The 20,689-nt window shown below is 45.1% G+C and carries 23 protein-coding genes; 16 read left to right on the forward strand and 7 right to left on the reverse strand.

Annotated features, from left to right (window positions below; all coding sequences use genetic code 11):
* Positions 1–43 precede the first annotated feature (43 nt).
* The 3 genes from dapA to purC are packed head-to-tail and all read left to right on the forward strand — an operon-like array spanning position 44 to position 2,320.
* Positions 44–943 (forward strand): 4-hydroxy-tetrahydrodipicolinate synthase, encoded by a 900-nt coding sequence (gene dapA / locus PV763_RS05615; RefSeq protein ID WP_004647179.1) that lies wholly within the window; start codon positions 44–46, stop codon positions 941–943.
* Positions 944–957: 14 nt separating this feature from the next.
* A complete protein-coding gene (locus PV763_RS05620) occupies positions 958–1,563 on the forward strand; it encodes a hypothetical protein (RefSeq protein WP_004647178.1) in 606 nt (201 codons plus the stop codon).
* Positions 1,564–1,600: 37 nt separating this feature from the next.
* Positions 1,601–2,320: a phosphoribosylaminoimidazolesuccinocarboxamide synthase gene (gene purC / locus PV763_RS05625; RefSeq protein WP_004281247.1), complete on the forward strand. Its 720-nt coding sequence runs from the start codon at positions 1,601–1,603 to the stop codon at positions 2,318–2,320.
* Positions 2,321–2,629: 309 nt separating this feature from the next.
* Here purC and PV763_RS05630 read toward each other — a convergent pair whose 3' ends face one another.
* Positions 2,630–3,898, reverse strand: a complete 1,269-nt coding sequence (locus PV763_RS05630; protein WP_005261508.1) for a replication-associated recombination protein A — start codon at positions 3,896–3,898, stop codon at positions 2,630–2,632.
* A gap of 263 nt (positions 3,899–4,161) precedes the next feature.
* On the opposite strand from PV763_RS05630, the gene PV763_RS05635 reads away from it, so the two are divergent.
* Positions 4,162–6,300, forward strand: a complete 2,139-nt coding sequence (locus PV763_RS05635) for a putative bifunctional diguanylate cyclase/phosphodiesterase (RefSeq protein WP_191112988.1) — start codon at positions 4,162–4,164, stop codon at positions 6,298–6,300.
* Between the two features lie 19 nt (positions 6,301–6,319).
* Here the strand turns inward: PV763_RS05635 and PV763_RS05640 are convergent, their stop codons facing one another.
* The gene (locus PV763_RS05640; protein ID WP_004647175.1) at positions 6,320–6,772 is read right to left on the reverse strand and encodes a YcgN family cysteine cluster protein; all 453 of its coding nucleotides are present in this window, start codon (positions 6,770–6,772) and stop codon (positions 6,320–6,322) included.
* Between the two features lie 192 nt (positions 6,773–6,964).
* On the opposite strand from PV763_RS05640, the gene PV763_RS05645 reads away from it, so the two are divergent.
* Positions 6,965–7,123 carry a DUF1328 domain-containing protein gene (locus PV763_RS05645; RefSeq protein WP_004647174.1) on the forward strand — a complete coding sequence of 53 codons (159 nt, stop codon included), beginning with the start codon at positions 6,965–6,967 and terminating at the stop codon, positions 7,121–7,123.
* A 123-nt stretch (positions 7,124–7,246) separates the two neighbouring features.
* Here PV763_RS05645 and murJ read toward each other — a convergent pair whose 3' ends face one another.
* A complete protein-coding gene (murJ, locus tag PV763_RS05650) occupies positions 7,247–8,797 on the reverse strand; it encodes a murein biosynthesis integral membrane protein MurJ (protein WP_171248494.1) in 1,551 nt (516 codons plus the stop codon).
* 60 nt (positions 8,798–8,857) lie between these two features.
* Positions 8,858–9,448 (reverse strand): 1,6-anhydro-N-acetylmuramyl-L-alanine amidase AmpD, encoded by a 591-nt coding sequence (gene ampD / locus PV763_RS05655; RefSeq protein WP_180180779.1) that lies wholly within the window; start codon positions 9,446–9,448, stop codon positions 8,858–8,860.
* A 181-nt stretch (positions 9,449–9,629) separates the two neighbouring features.
* On the opposite strand from ampD, the gene nadC reads away from it, so the two are divergent.
* The gene (gene nadC / locus PV763_RS05660; RefSeq protein ID WP_420937476.1) at positions 9,630–10,475 is read left to right on the forward strand and encodes a carboxylating nicotinate-nucleotide diphosphorylase; all 846 of its coding nucleotides are present in this window, start codon (positions 9,630–9,632) and stop codon (positions 10,473–10,475) included.
* 100 nt (positions 10,476–10,575) lie between these two features.
* Here the strand turns inward: nadC and PV763_RS05665 are convergent, their stop codons facing one another.
* Together PV763_RS05665 and rph are read right to left on the reverse strand one after the other, a co-directional pair.
* Positions 10,576–10,773, reverse strand: a complete 198-nt coding sequence (locus PV763_RS05665; RefSeq protein WP_005261504.1) for a hypothetical protein — start codon at positions 10,771–10,773, stop codon at positions 10,576–10,578.
* A gap of 182 nt (positions 10,774–10,955) precedes the next feature.
* The gene (rph, locus tag PV763_RS05670) at positions 10,956–11,672 is read right to left on the reverse strand and encodes a ribonuclease PH (RefSeq protein WP_044108782.1); all 717 of its coding nucleotides are present in this window, start codon (positions 11,670–11,672) and stop codon (positions 10,956–10,958) included.
* Between the two features lie 210 nt (positions 11,673–11,882).
* Between rph and PV763_RS05675 the strand changes: the two genes are divergently transcribed.
* The gene (locus tag PV763_RS05675) at positions 11,883–12,584 is read left to right on the forward strand and encodes a TetR family transcriptional regulator (RefSeq protein WP_044108781.1); all 702 of its coding nucleotides are present in this window, start codon (positions 11,883–11,885) and stop codon (positions 12,582–12,584) included.
* Positions 12,585–12,639: 55 nt separating this feature from the next.
* On the opposite strand, the gene PV763_RS05680 is transcribed toward PV763_RS05675, so the two are convergent.
* A complete protein-coding gene (locus PV763_RS05680; RefSeq protein WP_121979808.1) occupies positions 12,640–13,254 on the reverse strand; it encodes a thiol:disulfide interchange protein DsbA/DsbL in 615 nt (204 codons plus the stop codon).
* Between the two features lie 227 nt (positions 13,255–13,481).
* Here PV763_RS05680 and ubiG point away from each other — a divergent pair, with 227 nt between their 5' ends.
* The 9 genes from ubiG to PV763_RS05725 all read left to right on the forward strand — a co-directional run bounded on the left by ubiG (position 13,482) and on the right by PV763_RS05725 (position 20,665).
* The gene (gene ubiG, locus PV763_RS05685; protein ID WP_004729050.1) at positions 13,482–14,210 is read left to right on the forward strand and encodes a bifunctional 2-polyprenyl-6-hydroxyphenol methylase/3-demethylubiquinol 3-O-methyltransferase UbiG; all 729 of its coding nucleotides are present in this window, start codon (positions 13,482–13,484) and stop codon (positions 14,208–14,210) included.
* A complete protein-coding gene (locus PV763_RS05690) occupies positions 14,207–14,896 on the forward strand; it encodes an HAD family hydrolase (protein ID WP_004281234.1) in 690 nt (229 codons plus the stop codon). The genes ubiG and PV763_RS05690 overlap by 4 nt, the downstream gene beginning before the upstream one ends.
* Before the next feature lie 39 nt (positions 14,897–14,935).
* Entirely contained in the window at positions 14,936–15,682 is a 747-nt protein-coding gene (locus PV763_RS05695) for a YciK family oxidoreductase (RefSeq protein WP_005094903.1), read from the forward strand.
* A gap of 156 nt (positions 15,683–15,838) precedes the next feature.
* On the forward strand, positions 15,839–16,258 hold the full coding sequence (locus PV763_RS05700; RefSeq protein WP_420937477.1) for a hypothetical protein: 420 nt from the start codon (positions 15,839–15,841) through the stop codon (positions 16,256–16,258).
* Positions 16,259–16,439: 181 nt separating this feature from the next.
* Entirely contained in the window at positions 16,440–16,595 is a 156-nt protein-coding gene (locus PV763_RS05705; RefSeq protein ID WP_171254894.1) for a hypothetical protein, read from the forward strand.
* A 305-nt stretch (positions 16,596–16,900) separates the two neighbouring features.
* Positions 16,901–17,287 carry an RcnB family protein gene (locus PV763_RS05710; protein ID WP_004281230.1) on the forward strand — a complete coding sequence of 129 codons (387 nt, stop codon included), beginning with the start codon at positions 16,901–16,903 and terminating at the stop codon, positions 17,285–17,287.
* 243 nt (positions 17,288–17,530) lie between these two features.
* Positions 17,531–17,899, forward strand: a complete 369-nt coding sequence (locus PV763_RS05715) for an RcnB family protein (RefSeq protein WP_278357547.1) — start codon at positions 17,531–17,533, stop codon at positions 17,897–17,899.
* Between the two features lie 132 nt (positions 17,900–18,031).
* Positions 18,032–19,375, forward strand: coding sequence for an amino-acid N-acetyltransferase (gene argA / locus PV763_RS05720; protein ID WP_004729045.1), 1,344 nt, complete (start codon positions 18,032–18,034; stop codon positions 19,373–19,375).
* Between the two features lie 333 nt (positions 19,376–19,708).
* Positions 19,709–20,665: a sulfonate ABC transporter substrate-binding protein gene (locus PV763_RS05725; protein ID WP_219307928.1), complete on the forward strand. Its 957-nt coding sequence runs from the start codon at positions 19,709–19,711 to the stop codon at positions 20,663–20,665.
* The last annotated feature ends 24 nt before the right edge of the window (positions 20,666–20,689 follow it).

Raw genomic sequence — 20,689 nt, forward strand, 5'->3', positions numbered from 1 at the left:
TTTCTCATTCCTTTCGGATGGACAAATAGGATAGTTTTTTAAAATGACTCAGCAAGCACAGACCATTCAAGGTTCCATAGTCGCAATCGTCACCCCTATGTTTGAAGATGGCAGCGTAGATTGGAAGGGTCTCGAGAAGCTGGTTGAATGGCACATTGCAGAGGGCACCAACAGTATTGTCGCCGTTGGAACAACAGGCGAAGCCTCTACTCTCAGCATGAGTGAACACACCCAGGTGATCAAAGAAATCATTCGTGTGGCCAACAAACGTATTCCTATTATTGCCGGCACAGGTGCGAACTCGACCCGTGAAGCGATCGAACTGACCCGCGAAGCCAAAGAGCTAGGGGCAGATGCCGCTTTACTGGTAACGCCATATTATAACAAACCGACTCAGGAAGGCTTGTATCAGCATTATAAAGCTATTGCTGAAGCTGTTGACCTGCCACAGATTCTTTATAATGTTCCAGGCCGTACCGGTGTGGATATGGCCAATGAAACCGTGATTCGCCTGGCGGATATTCCACAAATTATCGGTATTAAAGATGCGACTGGCGATGTACCGCGCGGTGCTGAACTGCTACAAGGTCTTGTAGGCAAAGACATGACTGTTTATTCGGGTGATGATGCCACTGCATATCAGCTGATCGGTCATGGTGCCAAAGGTAATATCTCGGTCACAGCGAATGTGGCTCCGAAAGCTATGAGCGAAGTGTGTGCTGCCGCCATTGCCGGTGATGCAACCACAGCTGAACAGTTAAATGCTCAGGTTGCAAATTTACACAATATTTTATTTTGCGAATCGAACCCAATTCCTGTGAAATGGGCACTCCATGACATGGGCTTAATTGGTACGGGTATTCGCCTTCCATTAACACCACTTGCAGAACAATATCGCGCTCCGCTTCATGAAGCACTGGTCGAAGCGGGCGTTATTAAATAAAAGAGCACAAGATTATGCAATTACGTTTAGGACTTAGCCTTACACTTTCAGTATTCAGTTTGGCAGGTTGTAGTTCAATGGCCTTTAATAACGGCACTTTAGACTATAAAGAGACTACTACCCTGGAAGCTTTACAATATCCTGAAGGCGCCATGGTTCGTCCTGCAACGCCATTGTATCCTGCTCCAACAGTTGATCCGCTTGCAATTGAACATGCACCGAAGCTTGAAAACCAGCGTGGCAACCGTTTTGCCTTGCCACGCCCACAAGCCCAGACTGAAAACTCAAATACAGCTGATCTAACCGAAACCAATACAGTGGGTCAACCACAGTTGGTCACTGACGGAAATCTTAATCCGCTGCTTAAAATTGAGGGAAATTCTGCTACAATTTGGCAATATACACTTGCCACCCTCAGCAGTCTGAATCATAGCATCGTTGCGCAGAGCAAAAATCGTTACGAAGTCACGATTAAGGTCGACCAGCAGACCTATGTATTAAGATTATCTTCTGTCGGTTCGAGTAATAACCTCGCTGTGTTCAATGCCGATAACAGTTTTGCCGACCGTGAAAAAGCTGCAGAACTGCTCAACCAGATTTACCAAAATTGGCCAGCCTAGACATTTCTAGGCATTTTTTTTTGTAAAAGGTTCCCTCATGTTAAAACAAACCTTGCTCTATACTGGTAAAGCGAAATCTGTCTACACCACAGACAGTTCAGACCATCTGATTTTAGTCTTTCGCGATGATGCCTCAGCATTCAATGGCGAAAAAATTGAGCAACTAGATCGTAAAGGCAAGGTGAACAACCGTTTTAACGCCTTCATCATGGAAAAACTGGCAGAAGCGGGAATTGAGACCCACTTTGAAAAGCTACTGACTCCAAATGAAGTGCTGGTGAAAAAACTGGATATGATCCCGGTTGAATGTGTGATCCGTAACTATGCAGCAGGTTCTTTATGCCGCCGCCTGGGTGTGGAAGAAGGCAAGGAACTGACTCCTCCAACATTTGAATTGTTCTTTAAAGATGATGCGCTTGGCGATCCAATGGTCAATGAATCACAAGCCATTGCTTTAGGTTGGGCAACTGCTGAACAATTGGCGAAAATGAAAGAATTGACTTACCAAGTGAACGACGTGCTTAAAGCATTGTTTGACGCAGGTAACATGATTCTGGTCGATTTCAAACTTGAATTTGGTGTGTTCCACGACCGTATCGTACTTGGTGATGAATTCTCTCCAGACGGTTGCCGTCTATGGGACAAAGACACCAAGAAAAAACTGGATAAAGACCGTTTCCGTCAAGGTTTAGGCGGCGTGGTTGAAGCCTATGAAGAAGTGGCTGGCCGTTTAGGTATCAACCTGGACAACATCTAATCTGGAAATGCGCAGATTCGAAAAAACCGAGCTTTTTAGCTCGGTTTTTTTATTTCCGGTTTTTAATCGGAAAAATAAATTTTTATTATTAAAATGATCGTTTTTACATCAAAAACTATCTGCATTAATATTATCTCATACCAGGCAAATCAGTGAATTGATGCACTTAGCTCCATATTTGCCGACCAGATTTTTCCTCTACCCTCTAGGATGTTATCTCCCTCAAAAAACATCCTACTTTCAGCCCAATTCACCTTGAATTGGGCTTTTTTTACTCTGTTCAATTAGTTGAGATACCCAGCTTTATTGCTACTGTTGTTGCTGTTGCCAACGGCGTTGCTGTAAACGCTCCCCTTCAACTTCACGTTTATTACGTGCTGATTCATACAGTTTGGTATTTTTCAATTCTGGCGGCATATATTCTTGCAGCACAAAATGCTCAGGATAATTATGCGGATACAGATAATCCACGCCATAGCCCTGTTCTTTCATCAGTTTGGTCGGTGCATTCCTTAAGTGCAAAGGCACTGGCAGATTTGAGGTTTTATCTGCGAGTTCCATCGCCTTGTTAATCGCCAGATAGGTACTATTACTTTTGGCACTGGTCGCTAGATAAACCGCACATTGTCCCAAAATAATCCTGCATTCCGGCATGCCTACGGCTTGCACAGAACGGAAACATTCACCAGCCAATAGCAAAGCATTTGGATTGGAGTTGCCGATATCTTCGGATGCGGCAATCAACATGCGCCGTGCAATGAATACCGGATCTTCACCGCCTTTGAGCATGCGTGCCATCCAGTACAGGGCCGCATCTGGGTCACTGCCGCGAATTGATTTAATAAAGGCCGAAACTAAATCATAGTGCTGCTCACCAGACTTGTCATAGCGGGCAATATTTTGCTGTGCCACTTTCACCACCACCGCATTGGTAATGATATTTTCCATATCCGCTTCAAAGGTACTGGCAATCAGATCCAGTAAATTCAGCGCCTTGCGGGCATCTCCTGCCGCGAACTGGATCAGGGCATCAAATTCTTCAATCAGGATATGTCTTTCCTGTAAGAAAGAGTCATTTTGCAAGGCTTGCGTCAACAAAGTCTGAATCGATTCAGCACTCAACGCATTCAGGCTATACACCTGACAACGTGATAACAAAGCACTATTCACTTCGAAAGACGGGTTTTCGGTGGTGGCGCCAATCAGGGTAATTTTGCCTTTCTCGACCGCATTTAATAATGCATCCTGCTGGGATTTATTAAAACGGTGAATTTCGTCAATAAACACCACTGGCGTCAGCAAATCGCCACCTTCGGCAATGATTTCACGTAGCTCTTTCACGCCGGTATTCAGGGCAGACAGACTGATAAAAGGCCGGTCTACCGCTTGAGCCAATAATAAGGCAATGGTAGTTTTGCCGACCCCGGGAGGTCCCCAAAAAATGATCGAAGGCAGATGCCCCTGATCAATCATCTGGCGTAAGGGCGCATGTTCTCCCAGCAAATGTTCCTGCCCGATAATCTGTGTAAGGTCGCGTGGCCGTAAGCGTTCTGGAAGCGGGATATGACTATCTGACATGTTATTATTGGCTCAAACTAAATTCTGATCTCATTCTAACATCAGCAGTTTTGATTCCAAGAATGCAAACATCAAGCATAAAAAATTAATTTATGTAGATATCCTCTATTTTTTTAATTCTGAATGAATTAATCTCTATAAAAGCGAATAATTTGAACATGATTAATTGTGAATTAATTACAGTGTAATTTTCATATTGTTTATTCTAATTAAAAGAAACTTATCTCGCCCCTTGGGCACTTTTGGGTTGTAGTGGTGAATGCATGAAGCATGATAAATTTGAACAGGGAGCTGTGAGTCGGTCTAAGCCACTGACGTCATCATCACTGATTGCACCCCACGTTCACTTGTCTGAATCGGTTTTGTTAAAAAATCTGATCGATGCCTTACCGCAACCCTTGTGGGTCAGCAACAAAAAACATCTGCAATATTTTAACGATGCCTTGACTGATTATCTTGGCGTGAACCTGAATGAACAGGGTCATCCGCAATGGCAGAGCTTTATTCATGCAGAAGACTTGCAGCTGTTTTTAGCGCAGTGGCATGCTGCGCTGGATCAGCATCAGAACTTTGAAACCCAGTGCCGGATTAAACGCAGTGATACCCATTATCGCATGTGTACCCTAGCGGTAAAATTTCATCATGAACCTGAACATTTGCTGCAATGGGCCGTTTCCCTGACTGATGTGCATGATTATTTTGAAATCCAACAGCAACTTTCTCAGATTGTTTCAACCCAGGAAAACATGTTGGATGCCAGCGCAGACTGCATCAACATTATCAGTCCTGAAGGCGAGATTCAGCATAGCAACCAAGCTGGCTGTCTCGCACAAGCAAATGAGACCGCAGAACAAGATCAGGACCGTTCATTGTGCTGGTTAAATCGCTTAAGCCCTGAAGCCCGAAAATCCGGGCAACGTGCTTTGAAACAGGCAGCCCAAGGCTTAAACAGCCGTTTCTCCAGCAAAATCCAGATCAAAGATCAACCGATCCAATATTGGGATCATCTGCTCACCCCGATTCTGGATCAGCAGAATATTACTCAAAATATCCTCTGTGTATCACGTAATATCAGTCAGCAAAAAATTGCAGAAACGCGTTTAAAAGAAGTAATTAAACGGGATGAACTCACCGGCCTGTATAATCGTAGTACCTTCTATAAAACCTTTAAGCAGGTGCTTTTAAAGGCCAAACAACAGCAGACCATGGCGGGTTTACTGCTGATTGATCTGGACTATTTCCGGCATATTAATGACACCTTGGGCCATATTGCCGGCGATCATCTGCTACATGTCTTGGGCAAACGTTTCCAGACCTGCTTCGGGCCAAATACCATCATCGCCCGTTTGGGTGGCGATGAATTTGCCGTACTGGTCAAAAATCTGGAAAGTGAAGAGCAGCTGCTGGCAACGGCGCAAATGGCCTATGCCCAGCTGGATCAGCCCATCAATTATGTCGGCAATAGCATCAGCAGTGCCATGAGTATTGGCTGTGCCATCTATCCACGTGATGCATTGAATACCTCTAATCTGCTGAAATGTGCTGATATCGCCTTAAATGACCTGAAAAATAGTGGTCGTGGTGGCATCCGCATGTTTAATCAGGAAATGTGTGGGTCACTGGAAAATATAACCAAGCAGCTGACTCTGGCTCGCAAGATTATTCTGGCCGATCAGATCATTCCCTATTACCAACCTAAAGTACGTCTTTCTGATGGTGCAGTGATTGGTTTCGAAGCACTATTACGCTGGCAAGATCAGAATCAGAACATTCAGTTACCTTCCGAAATTTTTGCTGCCTTTCAGGACTATGAGCTGGCCTCACGCATCAGTGAGACCATGCAACTGAAAGTCTTTGCAGATATGAGTCGCTGGCAGGCACAAGGTCTGGATCTGTTACCGATTTCCATCAATGCTGCACCGGTCGAATTCCTGCGCGATGACTATGCCGAAAAACTGTTGGCACGCCTGTCCAATTTCGATATTCCGGCCCACAAAGTTGAACTGGAAATTACCGAACAGAGCCTGTCCGAGCATGGTGCCAATTATGTGGTTCGCGCCCTCAACCTGCTGAAACAGGCTGGAATCCAGATTTCGCTGGATGATTTCGGCACTGGACATTCTTCGCTGACTCGCTTGCAGGACTATCCGGTCGATTGCATCAAGATTGACCGCAACTTTGTAGAACGCATGAACAGTGACCCGTCTGCCCTGGCTATTGTCAAAGCCATTACTCAGATAGGCTCTAGTATTGCACTGGATGTTCTGGTGGAAGGAATCGAGAATACAGAACAGCTGGATACCCTGATCCATTGTGACTGTCAGATAGGACAAGGATTCTATTTCTATCGCCCGATGGCCGGTGCTTCGGCTCAGGCTCTACTCCATCCAGCAGATCAATAAACGCATCACGCAGGCCGATTTAACGCACCCAACGTACGATATAGTCTTCGATGTCATCTTCATGAATGTCGCTTTCACTCAGGCAGCGCCCTGCTGCCGACTTACGTGCCTGAATCACACTTTCCCGTGAACCGCTGATCAGATAATGCCAGGATGGCAGGCTTTTGCCCTGCTCTACCCGGCGATAGGCACAACTCGAAGGCAACCAGTGAATCGTTTCCAGCTTCTCTGGCGTGAGCTGAATACAGTCCGGCACATATTGCAAACGATCCGAATAATTGGAACAACGCGCAGTGCTACAATCCAGTAATTTGCAGGCCACTTTGGTATATGCGACTTCCTGAGTATCTTCATCTTCCAGCTTAATCAGACAACATAATCCGCAACCATCACACAAGGCCTCCCACTCGACTTGCGTCAGTTCAGCAAGTGAATAGTTTTTCCAGAATTCGGGACGTAAAGTATCGCTCATGATCAGGTCGGCACATTCAAAAATCAGCTTATTATAGCAGCCAGAACCCTGCAGACCTACCGCCTCAAATTCTTATTACTATCACGTAAACTATTGTTAAATCATAGACAGTTCATCAACAAAACACTAACAGTCGCTGGAATCGTTTATTTCTATACTAAATTTGAAAATAAAAACACATGGAGAATATATATGTTTCGCTGGGCTATTATTTTTGCTGTTATTGCATTAATTGCGAGTCTACTTGGTTTCGGTGGCGTCGCAGGCTTGTCTAAGGATTTTGCAATTATCTTGTTGGTAATTGCGGTGATTCTTGCGATCGTTGGTTTTCTTTCGCGCGGCAAGGTCTAGATTTACGCTAGACCTGTTCAAAGCAAGTGTTAGCTTTCAAAAAACAAGAGCCTTCTGGCTCTTGTTTTTTTATGGGTATTTTAATGATCTATTTTGATCAAAAATACTTCTTTCAATATGAACTTAAGGTTTTAAATGACGTGGTCTAAAACCCGCTACCAGCAAGGCTGCAACGTACGCCACCACACCCACAACACATAAGATCAATACTTCTAAAACACGCATCCATTGTGATACATCTGCGTTATACCAGCTTAGGGCATAGGCCAGAGCCGCAATCATCACCACATTGGCAAACATGAATTGCAGGAAGATTTTTTTCCAGTGCGAACCAAAACGGAAAATATCACGCTTATGCAGATAATAATAAAGCAAACCGGCATTGACCATGGCTGAACCCGTCGATGCCAACGCAAGGGCCATATGCTCTGCTTCCCAGTCAATCAGCTTGAAGAAACCGATAAAGATCACGTTCAGAATCGCATTGGCCGCCACAGCCATCAGACCGACCCGCACCGGGGTTCTGGTATCCTGCTTTGCATAAAAACCGGGTGCAAAGACTTTAATCAACATAAAGGCAATCACACCACCGCTCATACATTGCAGTGCCAATGCCGTCATCTGGGTATCTTCAAAGGTGAACTGACCACGTTCAAACAGGGCCTGAATAATCGGAGTCGACAGCATAAACAGCGCAATACTGGCGGGTAGACCAGCCATCACAATGACTTTGGCTGCCCAGTCCATCATGCCACGGAATTTTTCCGGATTCTGTTCAGTATGTCGTGCTGATAAGGACGGCAGAATCACAGTACCAATTGCAACACCAATGAGTCCTAGTGGCAATTCAGTCATACGCTCGGCACTATACAACCAAGACACCGAACCATCCTGCATGAATGAGGCCCAAATGGTATTTAATAGCAGGTTAATTTGCGTGACAGATACACCAAATAATGCCGGCAGCATCAACTTCATGATGCGATCTACGCCTTCATGCTTGAAGTCAATTTTCGGTGGAATCAGCAAGTTTTTACGCCACAATTCCGGAATCTGGATGGCCAGCTGTAAAATACCAGCAATGATCACAGCCCAGCCCAGCGCCATAATCGGCTCGGCCATATAAGGCGTAAGCCAGAGCGCTCCGGCAATCATCGCCACATTCAGCAAGACCGGTGCAAATGCTGGCGTGCTAAAAGAGCCATAACTGTTCAGAATACTGCTGGCAAAAGCCGTCAGTGACATGAACAGCAAATAAGGAATGGTCAGGCGGAACATGTTGGTCGCCAGAGCGAACTTTTCAGGATCGCTATGGAAACCGGGCGCATAGATATACATGATCAATGGCGCAGCAATGATCGCGACCATGGTCAACGTCGTCATGACCGTCGCCAGACAGCCAAACACCCGGCTAATCAAGATCTGGACTTCGGTATGCGTGCGACTGGTTTTATATTCGGTCAGTACCGGAATAAACGCCTGTGAAAATGCGCCTTCGGCAAATAAACGCCTGAAAAAGTTTGGAATACGAAATGCGACTACGAAGGTATCGAAGTCTTTACCAGCACCAAAGACATTCAGTAAAACAATATCTCGAACCAATCCCAGTACGCGTGACAACATGGTCATCGCACTTACAATGACGGTCGAACGCCAAAGCGCCATCCTATTCACCTAATGTATAAATTTGTGGCTATTGTAATGAAACTTTTGTCAGAAGTTCATTGCTTAATTTCATCGCTCAAGCGAGCTTGAGGTGTTTTTATAATGCTGTAACTGTGTACGAAAATCAGCCCAGTTAAAATACGGTCCCGGATCGGTCTTACGGCCCGGTGCAATATCCGAATGCCCGGCAATATGCTGCTGAATCTTAGAATAATGCTGTTGCAGACAGGCCGTGACTTTCACCAAGGCCTGATATTGTTCAGTTTCAAAAGGCAAGTCATCACTGCCTTCCAGCTCAATCCCGATCGAATAATCATTACATTCTTTTTTGCCCAAATAGGTCGAGCGGCCGGCATGCCAGGCACGGTCATTAAAATTGACAAATTGCAGTACTTCGCCAGATCGTAAAATCAGCAAATGGGTCGACACCTGCATTCCTTCAATGGTTTGAAAATAGGGATGTACCGACCAGTCCAGCTGATTCTGAAAAAACTGCTCAATATAACCGCCGCCAAACTGTGAAGGTGGCAGGCTGATATTGTGAATCACCAGCAATTGAATCTCGGTCTGTTCTGGCCGCTGATTAAAATTGGGAGACGGGATTTGACGTGCACCGATTAGTTGCCCGTCCGTGACCTGAAACTCAGCTGCCTGTTGCATAAAACCGTTCTCCCCAAAATAAAATCTGCAAGATCAGCATTGCAGCCGACTTCATGCTAAAACTTTCAAGGAGAAATCTCAATTCATCCCGGCAAACTGGATGAAAAATCGCTCATCTTTTATGTAACGGTGCTAAGATAAGGCGCAATTTTCACGGCTTAAAAAAGATACGGAAATACTCATGCGCATATCTCAAGCTTTGCTCGACCAGTCGATTCAGATCAATATTCAACAAGCACTTTCAGAAGATATCGGTGACGGTGATATTACTGCTCTGCTAACTCCTGAAGATGAACAGGCCACTGCCACCATCATTAGCCGTGAAGACATGGTTTTGGCCGGTCAGCCTTGGGTAAATGCCTTGATTCAGGCCTATGATCCGAGCGTTGAAGTGATCTGGCTGAAAAATGATGGCGATCATGTTCAAGCCAATCAAGCATTTTTAAAACTGGCCGGATCTGCACGTAGCCTACTCACCGTGGAGCGCCCTGCGCTAAACTTTGTCCAAACGCTGTCTGCGGTTGCGACTAAAACCGCCCACTATGTCAAAGAGCTACAAGGCTTAAATACCAAACTGTTAGATACCCGCAAAACACTTCCGGGTCTGCGTATTGCACAAAAATATGCCGTGGCCATTGGCGGTGGTCAGAACCATCGTTTGGGCCTGTTCGATGCCTTTTTGATTAAAGAAAATCATATTATGGCAGCGGGTGGCATTATCCAGGCGATTGCCAAGGCCCATCAGATTGCGCCGGGCAAACCAGTTGAAGTCGAAGTGGAAACTTGGGATGAGCTGAATCAGGCACTCGAAGCCCATGCCGATATCGTGATGCTAGACAATTTCACTCAGCAGCAGATGATCGACGCGGTGCAACATGTGGCCGGTCGCTGCAAACTGGAAGCCTCAGGCAACATCACGATTGATAATTTACGTGAAGTCGCGAGTACCGGCGTAGATTATATTTCTATGGGTGTATTGACCAAAGATGTCAAAGCCATTGATCTGTCGATGCGTTTCAATGCTTAAGCCTAAATGGGATAGATGACCGTAGAGGGTGCGAAGCACCCTTTTTTTATTTTTAGAAAAATTTTTTGCGTATATTTTGCTCAATTTTCTATCTTAGACCTTAATCATCATCGTCGTCCCGATTACCTCGGCGATCGCGGTCATCATCGTCACCATCACGGTCGTTATATCTTCCGCTATCCTCATCACGATCCTGATTTAATACTGAACGCTCGTCATCTTCACGATTATTGCCCCAGTCACAGGCAGTTAATCCAAACACGCCCAGCAATGAAATTGCACAAAGCCACTGTTTCATGTCGCATTCCTCATTGTGATCTCGCCTGATCCAATATCGGTTTAAAACCGGTTCAGATATAGCCGATTCATGTCGGATTTTTGTCAGGAAGTTTTGTAATGCATTTTTTGGATACAGTTGCAGAGTGAAATTTCAGGCATAAAAAAACGCATCCGGAGATGCGTTTCTCAGCATGGGATGGATTACCAGCCTAAAGCTTCTTGCTGTTTTTTCACCAGTTCCTGGATGCCTTTCTCGGCCATTTCCAGCATGGCATTCGATTGTGCGCGGGTAAATGGTTTGTCTTCTGCAGTACCTTGAATTTCAATAAATTCACCAGCCTGAGTCATCACCACATTCAAATCGGTTTGACAGTTTGAATCTTCTTCATAGCAAAGATCCAGTAAAACTTCATCTTTGAAAATACCAACAGAAACCGCAGCCACCAAACCTTTTAATGGATCATGTTTGATTTTTTTTCTTTCCAGCAAGACGTTCATGGCATCGACCAAGGCCACCGCAGCACCGGTAATCGCTGCAGTACGGGTACCGCCATCGGCCTGAATTACATCACAGTCGATGGTAATGGTATTTTCACCCAGCTTTTTCAGATCGACCATTGAGCGCAAGCTACGACCAATCAGACGCTGAATCTCCTGGGTACGGCCACTCTGTTTGCCACGTGCCGCTTCACGGTCACTACGGGTATGAGTTGAACGTGGCAACATGCCATATTCAGCAGTCACCCAGCCTTGGCCCTGACCTTTGAGGAAACGCGGTACAGAACTATCCACACTGGCAGTACAGAGTACTTTGGTATGACCAAATTCAATCAATACAGAGCCTTCCGCATAACGTGTATAGTTACGGGTAATTTTCACTTCACGTAATTGATCTAATGCTCGCTGGTCGATACGCATAATAAGTCCTGTATGGGTTCAAAATAATTGCGGCTCAGTATAGCAGAAGCCTTTGCCAAGATTAGGCAGCCTGGTGATTCATTTACAAAATCAATGCATCAGCTCGCTACGAGATGTCAAAATTCTGCCGATCTGTGGCAATACGATTTGATTTAATTTTTGCTAGACTAAAACTCCCTATGAGGGAAGCCAGTGACAGGAAACCCATTTATGTCCTTACGTGAAGATCGCAAGCAGCAAAGTCATCAGGCACTACTCGATGCGACACTAGCATTCAGCAGTCAGGGTCGTGCTTTCAGTACGATCAGTCTGCGTGAAGTTGCGAATGCGGTCGAACTGGTACCGACGGCGTTCTATCGGCACTTTCAGGATATGAACCAGCTGGGCCTGGAATTGCTGGATCAGGTTGCGATTCATATCAAGGGTGTCCTCAATCAGCTGGGACAGGCTTATCTGTATCAGCCGAATACCCGAACTCACACGGGACTTGAACTCTTTTTTCAGGCGGTCGAATACCATCCTGAACCCTGGATTTTTTTTGTGGCAGAACGTTGGGGCGGTTCGGACGTATTACGTGCCGGAATTGAACGGGAAATTCATTTTCTGGCTGAAGATGTCATGCATGAACTGGCCAAGATGCAATCTACCCGACATATTCAGGCACCACAGGACTTGCAGGCTCTGGCACAGATGCTGATTGAGCTGTTTCTGAACTGGGCCATGGGCTGGATTCATCTGCAGCATCAGGCTGATCCAGATCTGCGCCGCGCCCAATCCAATGCCTTTAAAACCCAAAGTGTGCTACAGATGCAACTCTTGCTGCGTGGCATTTTGCACTGGTACCGGCGACCTGCCGAAACAGTTGAAACCGCAAGCCCTGTGCTCAATGAAGCGGTCATTCCTCCAGTCTAAATAAAAAAAACCTGCATCATGATGCAGGTTTTTTTTACTGATCGTCAGTTCAGACTTATTTGGCTTTACGCTCTTTCTCGATCAGGTAATTCACCACCTGAATGACTTTGGCATCATTACCCTGCACAATATATTTACCATTCACGGTCACTGCCGGAACACCACTTAACTGATACTGAGCAGCCAGATTTTTGGCTTGGGCAATTTTCGAAGTGATCGGGAAAGATTTATAGGTGCTGTTAAATTTTGCTTCAGAAATACCATAGCGGGTATAGAACTTAGCCAGTTGTGCCTGTTCTAAAATTGGACGTTGCTTGTCATGAATATCATGGAATAATTGTAAATGTGCTTTTTGACGCACACCCAATGCTTCAGACACATAATAAGCACGTGCTGCCTGTTCCCAGAGTGGATTCATTGCAGCCGGCGTACGTACAAAACGTACATCTTTTGGTAATTTTTTCAACCAGCCCTGCATATGTGGTTCAAGCGCGAAACAGTGACCACAGCCGTACCAGAAGAATTCACGTACCTCAATTCTGCCCGGTTTTTCGACTTTGACTGGTTTTGCAACCACCTGATAGTCCTGACCTGCCACAAAATTGGCCATAGCATTGCCTGAAAAGGCCAAAACAGATGCGGCAACAGTGCCTAAAAGGAATTTTTTCATTCGGATTATCGTCCTCTAAATCATTATGCTTAGTTTATGTGTTCACTATAAATCAATTATGCCGGTTTCGTTTTCATTCTGTGAACTTTTTTGCTGCTTTTATCGCTTTTTCTGCCAGAATCGCTACACTAAACCATCGAACTGATTTTCAAGGTTTTAAATCAGTTTCTCTGGCCATTCGGCACATATATATTTTTAGCTAATCATGACTGATTGAGGTGACACCGATGTCGCAATTGAATGTTGATCCACAAGAAATTGCCAAGTTTGAAGCATTTGCAGCTATATGGTGGGATCAGCATTCCGAGTTCCGCCCCTTGCACATGATTAATCCACTGCGTTTAAACTGGATTGATGAACATGCCGGAGGCCTGAGCGGCAAAAAAGTGCTGGATGTCGGCTGTGGTGGCGGTATTCTGGCCGAAAGCATGGCGCGACGCGGTGCCGATGTACTCGGGATTGATATGGGCGCAGCCCCTTTAAATGTGGCACGCATCCATGCCGAACAGGAAGGTGTGAACAATATTGAATATCGTCAGGTGCCGGTTGAGCAACTGGCAGAGGAACAGGCTGGCCAATATGACATCGTGACCTGCATGGAAATGCTAGAGCATGTGCCAGATCCGGCATCGATTATTCAGGCCTGTCACAAGCTGGTCAAGCCAGGTGGTCATGTATTCTTCTCGACCATTAACCGTAATCCAAAGTCCTATTTATTTGCGATTATCGGGGCAGAATATGTCTTGCGCATGCTGGCCAAAGGCACCCATGATTACAGCAAATTTATCAAGCCGTCTGAACTGGCACATGATATTCGTAACGCTGGTTTAAAGCTCAAAGACATGACCGGTCTGCACTATAATCCGCTGACCAAGCGTTATTGGCTGGCACCGAATGTTGATGTGAACTACATGGTTTATACCGTGAAAGATAGCGCAGCAGAGACCACAGCATGAAAGCCGTTTTATTTGACCTAGATGGAACCCTGATTGATACCGCTGCCGATTTTATCCGAATTATCCAGCAGATGTGCCGTGAAGAAGGCCGCCCACTGGTTGCACCCGAGCTGATTCGTACCCAGGTCTCCGAAGGCGCTCGCGCTATGGTGAAACTGGTTTATCCGGAACTGCAACTGGAAGATCCGGTCTTTCTGCAACACCGTCAGCGCTTTCTGGACATGTACGGCGCAGATATTGCGGTCGATACCGATCTGTTTGATGGCATGTATCCATTACTTGAACAGCTAGAGGAAAATGACATTCCTTGGGGGATTGTGACCAATAAACCGCGCTGGCTCAGCGAGGCTTTACTGCAAGCGCTGAACCTGAGTGAACGCTGCGCAGTGCTGGTATGTCCGGAAGATGTCACTCGGACCAAACCCGATCCTGAACCGATGTATCTGGCAGCCAAGCAACTGAATCTTGCCGCGGAAGACTGTATCTATGTCGGAGATCATCCCCGAGATATTGATGCCGGCCGTCATGCCCAGATGCTGACCATTCTGGCTGCTTATGGTTATTTGCCGTTGCAATACAAAGACGATTTAAACGCCTGGCAGGCCGACCATATCGTGCATACTGTGACAGAATTACATCAATTGATTCAGACACTAGTACTGAAGCAGCATACTGCGGTATCTTGAACGCTTAACACTAAATAATAAGAAGTGAGGAGGTAGATAATGAAATATTCAGCATATCAACCTCGCCCCGATCTGCTCAAGGATCGTATCATCCTAATCACAGGTGCGGGCGATGGCATTGGACGTGCAGCAGCAATCAGTTATGCCTTGCATGGCGCAACTGTGGTGCTGCATGGGCGTACCTTAAACAAACTCGAAGTCATTTATGATGAAATTGAAAGTTTGGGTGCGCCGCAACCTGCCATCTTGCCGCTACAACTATCGAGTGCGTCAGAACGTGATTATGAGCTTTTGCTCGATACGCTAGACCGTCAGTTTGGTCGTCTGGACGGCATTCTGCACAATGCCGGCATTTTAGGCGAACGGGTTCCCTTGGCGGATTATCCGGTCAATGTCTGGGATGATGTGATGGCGGTCAATCTGCGTGCACCCTTTGTCATGACCCAAGCGCTGTTACCGTTATTATCCAAATCCGAACATGCTTCTGTGGTTTTTGCCAGCTCAGGTGTAGGCCGCGAAGCCCGCGAACGCTGGGGTGCGTATTCGGTTTCTAAAATTGCTATTGAAGCGGTAAGCCAGTTATTTGCCAAAGAGCAGGTACATCCGAATATCCGTTATAACTGCATCAATCCCGGGGCAACGCGGACTGCCATGCGCGCCAAGGCCTATCCGAATGAAGATCCGAAAACCCTGCCTACCCCCGATTCAATCATGCCGGCTTATCTATATTTGATGGGTAATGACAGCCTGCATATGAATGGCCAGAGTATTGATGCACAGGATTAAATTATTCTGTCTGTCATTCAGGGAGCAATCGCTCCCTTTTTATTTCATTTTTAGTCATATTCAGCGCATAAATCTTAAGTAAGTTCACCCCGCTCGCATTGAGTTTCATTAAAATAACAGCATACTAAGCCCCACTATATTTCACTCGAGTGCATCATGACTGAATTAAACAATATTACGGTGACCCATTTAGACGATGGCATGGTGTCGCTGCTGATTGATCAACAGCCTATTTCAGAGAAATACGGCACCAAGTTTGAAGCCAGTATCGTGGATGACATCAAAGCACTCGAAAATGCTCAGAAACTCAAATTGTTCGAGCAATTTGTATTTTCACATCAGGATCTGAATTTTGAACATGCCTATTATTATGTGACCGGAATTGAAAAATTAGACGATTGTTATCGTCTGGCCAAGCATTTTGTTTATCGCATTAAGATTGAAGGACAACCAGAAATCGAACATGTCATCAGCAATCAGGGCAAAGCCATGACCGCTGAAGATGTACGTACTTTTATCCAGGCACATGTACATAAATCACTAATGGATTATACTGACCTGAACTACGCTTATTAAAAGCCAAGCAATTTATAGAGAGAGTACTTTTGAAAAGTACTCTTTTTTTAGCTGATTTTTTTAAAAAAAGAATTTATTAATCGAATTTTCACATCATTTTTATAAAATTATACGGTTTTTCAAATAAATCTATATGAACTATGCTTCTTATATCGCCAGATAGATCAGACAGGAGTACAGCATGGCTGACCAGAAACGAAAAATTGAAACAATTCATAAGATTGAACAATTACAATTATCACAGGCCCTGATTGTGGCATTAGATGATGCCCTGCAAGCGGAATCAGTCGCTGAAGCGATTCACTCCTTACAGGGTCTAGCAGAACAATGGAATTAATCTTGAGATAAACCGATAAAATTTTCTGCCATTTCAGTAGAGGATTGATTATTTTACGAGTGATTCAATGCTGCTTTTTTGAACAAAATCATCGATTTTCGCTTGCATGTTTGCCCTCGCTTTGATCAGATAAGAACATAGCTCTTTATACCGAGCCTTATGATCAAGACCGCAGTCTGATATTATGACATCATCATAATATCTCTGCATTTGTTATAAAACTTGTGCCTGTTCTTCACAGTTTCTCTGCAATTTTTCCGTACATTAGGTACTGTAGAAGATGAACAATTTAATGAGGGTTCAACATGAAAAAGGTTTTGGTGGCACTGGCAATTTCTTGCAGTACATTCATGCTGAGCAATGTCGTCATCGCTGCCCCTCATTTCAATGATGAATCCCGTATGGATTCACGTCATGGTCATGACAAGAAGAAAGCCCGTGAGTTCCGAGAGGAAGATCAGCAGGATAACCGCCGTATGCGTGAAGAACGCGGGGTGAAACGCCTGCAACAGTTACGCTGGCAGCCGGGTTATGTGATGCCGCAGCATTATCGTGGCAATGGCTATAAAGTTGAATATAAAGACCATCGCCTGCCTCGACCTGACCGCAAGCAGCAATGGTACAAAGTCAATAATGACTATATTCTGGTGGATTCTGAAAACAACAGCATTATCCGGATTGTGGGTGACTAGTTCATAAGAGCATTCAAATTTAATCTTCTTTCAGGCCCAACCATGTTTGGGCTTTTTTATTTCACTGGCTGAAAATTGTTTATCCGCAAATCTTGCTGCTTTTCCAGTTTTCAGACTGCGTGATTCATCTACTAAATTTCTTCATGAATTTAACAATTTAACTAAATAGCCCTCACGCTTTCTATGTACTTGTTCGCTAATTTAGTCTCATCGAAATTAGATATACATCTTAAGGTGAGAGCCATGAAAAAAGTCTTAACTACAATCGCGTTATCTCTAAGTGCTTTGTTAGCTACTTCTGCAATGGCAGCACCACAGCATGACTCGCGTTATGACCATAATCCGCATAAACCGGCACCACACTGGAATGCCAAAGATAGCAAGAAATGGAATGACGACCGCCGTCATAACAACCGTATGGTCAATCCAAGCCGTGATTGGCGCGTAGGACAAACTTTACCTCGTCAATATGACAACAACCGTTTTGAAGTGAGTGATCGCGAAGCACGCCGTTTACCAAATACCGGCCGTTTCCAGCAATGGTACAAGGTCAACAATGACTACGTTCTGGTGAATGAGCGTACCAACAAAATTGTACGCATCATGAACTAAGCTTTTTCCATTACTGCTCGTCTTGCAGACACCTGAAGTCCCCTTCAGGTGTTTTTTTATATCTGCACTTCCACTTGCATTTTTTTTCATTAGAATCAAAGCTGGATCTTCAATCATTGAAATGGGCACAGCATGACTTCAGCAGAAACGTCACAAAGCACAACTTTGCAATATGTGCACTGGTTTCGCCATTCTGCGCCTTATATCAATGCGCACCGCAATAAAACCTTTGTAATCATGTTTGATGGCGAAGCCGTCTTAAATGATAACTTTCAGCATATTATTCACGATATTGCTTTATTACATTCTTTAGGCATTCGGCTGATTCTGGTACATGGTGCACGTCCGCAAATTAACCAGAATCTGGCTCAAAGCCAGATTACGACGCCTTTTTACCAGCAGCGTCGGGTCACCACACGTGAATCTTTAAGCTGCGTGATGAATGCCGTCGGTTCGATCCGCCTACAAATTGAAGCACTGCTGTCTATGGGACTGGCCAATTCGCCGATGTATGGCGCCCGGATTGATACCGTTTCAGGGAATTTTGTCACCGCCAAGCCGTATGGCATCCGCGATGGTATCGATTTTCAGTTGACCGGTGAAGTGCGCGCGGTTGATACCGATGCGATTCAGCGCCATCTGGACAGTCATAATATTGTGGTGCTTGGCCCGACCGGTTATTCCACTACCGGAGAAGTTTTTAATCTGCTGGCTGAAGAAGTCGCTACCAAAACTGCGATTCGCCTCAAGGCAGATAAACTGATTTTTCTCGGTAAGCAGCATGGTCTGATGGACAGTAACGGCCAACTCAAACGCGAAGTGACACCGCAACAACTGGATGATTTTATTCCGGTCGAGCAAGATGCATTGGAAAGAGGATTACAGTTAAAAGCCGCACAGGAAGCCTCCATGAACGGCGTACATCGGGTGCATCTGATTTCTTATGCCTATGATGGTGCCCTGCTGGAAGAACTGTTTACCCGTGATGGTTCCGGCACTCTGGTCACCGATGCACATTATGAAGAAGTGCGGATGGCAGATATTCAGGATGTCGGTGGCCTGATCGGTTTGCTGCGTCCATTGGAAGAAGAAGGTATTCTAGTTTATCGCTCCCGTGAACGTCTGGAAAATGAAATCAACCAGTTTGCCGTAATCGAACGGGACGGCATGATTCTGGCCTGTGCCGCCCTCTACCCGATTCCGACCACGGGTGATGAATTGCGTTCTGCAGAAATCGCCTGCGTTGCAGTACATCCAAGTTATCGCAAGTCTAACCGGGGTAGCCAGATCCTGCATTATCTTGAAGAAAAAGCCAAAAGCATGCAGATTCAGCAGCTGTTTATTCTAACCACCCGCACCGCGCACTGGTTTCTGGAACAGGGCTTTGAACCGGCTTCAGTCGATGATCTGCCGGATGCCCGTCAGGCTTTTTATAATTATCAACGCAATTCCATTGTTTGCAAAAAGTCACTTTAAAGTGACTTTTTCTTTTGGTGCCTTAGCTTAATTTTAGATAAAGATATCTGGCAATCTCGATTTAAATTTTAAAATTGCAATGCTGCTTTTCAGCTAAACATATCAGCAGATTAGATTTAAAGAAATAATTATAAATTTCATAAGTTTGATTAACTTAAATAGTAAATATTCATTTTTATATAAATCACTTTTTCGCATAAGTTTTGCGCTTTTTTATTTACCTTTTTTCTTCATTAGAAATTCCTGAATAGTTATTTTTTTGAAAAAACAAAAACGATTAGCGTGTGTCTAAGTTTTCATTCACTAGTTTGTCATTTTCGGGAGTTTTGATTCATGCGCCAATCTCATGTTCAGTTTTTAGCAAAGACTGTGGTACTTGGTACTGCGATGGTGGGTGTCATGATGCTTTCAGGCTGCTCGAAAAAAGAAGAGACCATTACCCTGAATATCGGTTTCCAAAAATACGGCGTATTACCTATTTTAAAAGAACGCGGTACGCTGGAAACCAGCTTAAAACAGCAAGGGGTCAATGTGAAATGGGTAGAATTTCCGGCTGGCCCGCAATTGCTTGAAGGCCTGAATGTCGGCAGCATCTCTTTTGGTGAAGCCGGTGAAGCACCACCGATTTTTGCCCAGGCGGCCAACTCAAATCTGGTCTATGTGGCCAATCAGCCGCAAGCACCTAAGGCCGAAGCCTTGATTGTACCGAAAGATTCACCAATCCAGTCTATTCAGGATCTGAAAGGCAAACGGGTAGCCCTGAACAAAGGTTCAAATGTGCATTACCTGCTGTTAAAAGTTCTGGAAGCCAACAAGCTGACACTCGGTGATATTGAAGTGATTTATCTACCACCTTCCGATGCACGTGCTGCATTTGAACGTGGTGCAGTTGATGCCTGGGTCATCTGGGATCCGTTCTTTGCAGCTGCTGAACATCAGATTGGTGCGCGTGTCATTGCCAGCGGTGAAAATGTGGTGAGCAACCACCAATTCTATCTGGCAGATCGCAAGTTCGCAGAAAGCCATCCTCAGGTGGTACAGGCGGTTGTCAATGAACTAAACCTGACCACGGACTGGGTCGCAAAAAATCAGGACGCTGCCGCTCAGCTCCTGCAAAAACCGACAGGTCTAGCCGTCGATGTCTTAAAAACCTCTATTTCACGCATGGGCTTCGGTGTTAAACCCCTCACGACTGACGTGATTCAAAAACAGCAACAGGTCGCCGATGCGTTTTATGCGCAGCAGCTGATTCCACAAAAGCTGAATATTGATGCAGCAATTATTAAATAACAGCAGAATAATTCGAGAATAAAG

The sequence above is a fragment of the Acinetobacter sp. AS5 genome, assembly GCF_048957595.1.
In the GTDB taxonomy this organism is placed as follows: Bacteria; Pseudomonadota; Gammaproteobacteria; order Pseudomonadales; family Moraxellaceae; genus Acinetobacter.